Source organism: Coleofasciculus sp. FACHB-712 (assembly GCF_014695635.1).
In the GTDB taxonomy this organism is placed as follows: Bacteria; Cyanobacteriota; Cyanobacteriia; order Cyanobacteriales; family FACHB-T130; genus FACHB-T130.
The window spans coordinates 1-2,870 of sequence record NZ_JACJOQ010000299.1 but is presented as its reverse complement, the minus strand read 5'-3'; the positions used below and the strand labels follow the sequence as shown (position 1 = coordinate 2,870).

The window sequence follows — 2,870 nt, the reverse complement described above, 5'->3', positions numbered from 1 at the left end:
CCCGTGGTGAAGTTGATTTTATCGCTATTAATATCAATGGTCTAATTATACAAAAGTTTTTGCCCTCGGAAGAATTACAAATAGAAATTAATCGGATTAGTGTCAAGCCTCGTCTTGCCCTAATCGGCAAAATAAAATTAACCAAGCCTTCCCAAGGCACACTTCGCGTTGTTATCAGTGAAGAGAATCTTACCCATGCTTTCAATTCTGAATCTTTTCAGAAACATCTGCACCAAAGCAAAATTTTTATTGAGAATAGAAAACTATCAATTCATATCCAAAAAGTAAACTTTTCTCTACTAGCAGACGGCAATATAGCTTTGAAGTCCGAGCTAATTCTGGATAAAACTGGACAAGTTCAGCAACTTGCCTTCACAGCTACACCTCGTATCGGAGCTAATGGGCAAGAAATTGTCCTCCAAGATGTGAATTATTTAGAGGGGAAGGAACTCCCACCACAACTAACAGATGTTTTGGTCGCACAAGTGAGCGAAGTTTTAAGCCTGCGTGACTTTGACAAAAAAGGGATGTCACGGCAATTTCAGCAGATTGATGTAGTGGCAGGTAAGTTAACTTTGCAAGCCACCATTCATATTGAGCAGATTCCTTCCTCTTAAGCCGACATTACACAAGTTTGAGTAAATTTTTGTTTACAAATAATTTTAGTGTTTAAAGTTACAATTTAACTTAACAGGACTACCATTCTTTAGCTAGAAGTAGAAGTGAATTAGTAGCAGGTACTTTAGTTACTAACAGGCTAACAAGGGATTATTTCTCTGAATTTTTTAATACCCGAAGCCAATAGGTCTATTTTATCCGGTTCTGCGCTCCTGTTATTGATTTTGGTTTAGAAGCTCCCAGTCTTATGATTTTAATCTCCTAAGTAGCATCATCAGTTAACCGACTGGTTGCTCTTGAGGCTTACTTATGTTGATTACTTTTTGTATTTTTCCCTGACTGGATAACGCTGACCTAAAACCAAAACCCTCAGTAGAGATACCAGGAAGTTGTCTTTGCTTACAAGGCTTAAAAGAAGTGCGTTCATACCGTGGGTTTCCTAAAAAAAAGCAGGATTGCTTGCTAATAAGTAAGATTACCTCCGCTTTATGAGGATAGGGTCTGAGCCTTATGCGTGGCGTCCTTGCAGGAGCTTTAAATAGACCGCTTCATTATTAAAACTCTATCTAAGCCGACCCATGACTCACTTTGGTGTAATTTGCCCGCCTTTTTCAGGTCACTTGAACCCCTTGGCAGCGTTGGGACGAGAATTGCAACAACGCGGTCATCGCGTCACTTTCCTGCAAATACCGGATCTAGAGGCATCTGTACGCTCAGAAGGGCTAAACTTTTATCCGATTGGGCAGGGGATTTATCGACCTGGATTTCTTGCCGAGTCCTTCGCGCAACTCGCTCAATTGAGCCGCTTAGAGTCGCTCCGTTATTCAGTCACCTTGTGCCAACAGGTGAGTGAAATGTTCTGCCGAGATGCCCCCGATGCCATTCAAGCGGCGGGGATTGAAGCACTGCTGGTGGATCAGCTGGAACCAGCGGGTGAAGTTGTAGCTGAATCCCTCAATATCCCTTTTATTACTGTGTGCTGCGCCCAAGCTATCCGCCGACAGGCAGATGTTCCCCCCTTTTTTATGGGCTGGAGCTACCAGAATACCTGGTGGGCGCGTCTTCGCAATCTAGCTGCTTATTACCTATTAGATCGCAATAGCGAGCCGATTCAGAAAGCTCTAAATGAGTATCGCGCAGCGTGGAAGTTGCCCCTGAAACAAGGCTTCAGTCTCTCCTGTTCTCGACTTGCCCACATCAGTCAACAGCCTGCTGCTTTTGATTTTCCCTGCGCCAACCTGCCAGACAACTTCTATTACACTGGGCCATTCCGTAATGCGTCACCGCGAACAATTCCCTTTCCCTATGAACGGTTGACCGGACAGCCCCTAATTTACGCTTCGCTGGGGACTGTGCAGAGTACCAAGCAGGAAATTTTCTCCTGCATTGCAGAAGCCTGCGTTGGACTGGATGTTCAACTGGTTCTCTCTTATGGCGGTGGGATGAATGTAGAAGCGGTTGAAAGGATGCCCGGTTCGCCGCTGGTTGTAGAGTATGCCCCTCAGATGGAATTGATTTCTAAAGCAAGGTTAACCATCACGCACGGGGGACTGAACACAGTACTCGATTCGCTCAGCCACGGGGTTCCTCTGGTTGCCATCCCCATCACCTATGAACAACCGGGGACTGGAGCGCGAATCCAATGGACAGGTACGGGTGAGGTGGTTCCTTCAGACGGTCTGAGCATTTCTAAGTTGCGAGGCGCGATTCAACGAGTGCTTAGGGAGGATTCTTACTCAAATAATGCATTTCGGCTCCAACAGGCTATCCGTCAATCAGGCGGCGTGAAGCGAGCTGCTGATGTTGTTGAGCAGGCTGTCGGGTTCAAGCATCCAGCTCTGTCGAAATTAACGTCCAGTGTATCTAGGAGTGTTGCGTGAACTCTATCAAGTGAATTATCAAGTGAATTGTCCGCCGCGACTCTGCTTCGGTGATGGTTGGCTAATCCTCTAATGAAAAAACAGGATAGAACGCTGGCGTTCTATCCTGTTAGCAAAATAAAACTCTTACATCAACTGAAGTGATGATGAGAGTTTTTTTAAGGTGATTTTATTTAGGTCGTAACTTCGGCAGCTTTTGCTGCCACGTCGAAAACGATGTTGTAGCTTTCGCTTGGACCCAGGCGTTGGAGAACTCGCTGATGGGCTTCTGCGTCACAGCGGCGGCGAAAACGAGCAACAACCGAGGATTGCAACTTGGGTACGCGACGCATTAGGCACCAAGGGTGAAGCTGGTTAAAGTAGGTCATAAAA

At 45.6% G+C, this 2,870-nt stretch carries 3 protein-coding genes; 2 read left to right on the top strand and 1 reads right to left on the bottom strand.

The window, feature by feature from the left end:
* On the top strand, positions 1 to 617 hold a 617-nt coding region (locus tag H6F50_RS07910), incomplete at its 5' end, for a DUF2993 domain-containing protein (RefSeq protein ID WP_190428157.1).
* Between the two features lie 579 nt (positions 618 to 1,196).
* Positions 1,197 to 2,498 (top strand): nucleotide disphospho-sugar-binding domain-containing protein, encoded by a 1,302-nt coding sequence (locus H6F50_RS07905; RefSeq protein ID WP_190413083.1) that lies wholly within the window; start codon positions 1,197 to 1,199, stop codon positions 2,496 to 2,498.
* Positions 2,499 to 2,671: 173 nt separating this feature from the next.
* Here H6F50_RS07905 and H6F50_RS07900 read toward each other — a convergent pair.
* Positions 2,672 to 2,870, bottom strand: a 199-nt coding sequence (locus H6F50_RS07900; protein ID WP_347277146.1) for a hypothetical protein, incomplete at its 5' end; no start/stop codon positions are given.

What these genes read in the sequence shown, in the direction of transcription:
- H6F50_RS07905 (WP_190413083.1), top strand. Translation starts at nt 1,197, where the DNA reads ATGACTCACTTTGGTGTAATTTGCCCGCCTTTTTCAGGTCACTTGAAC.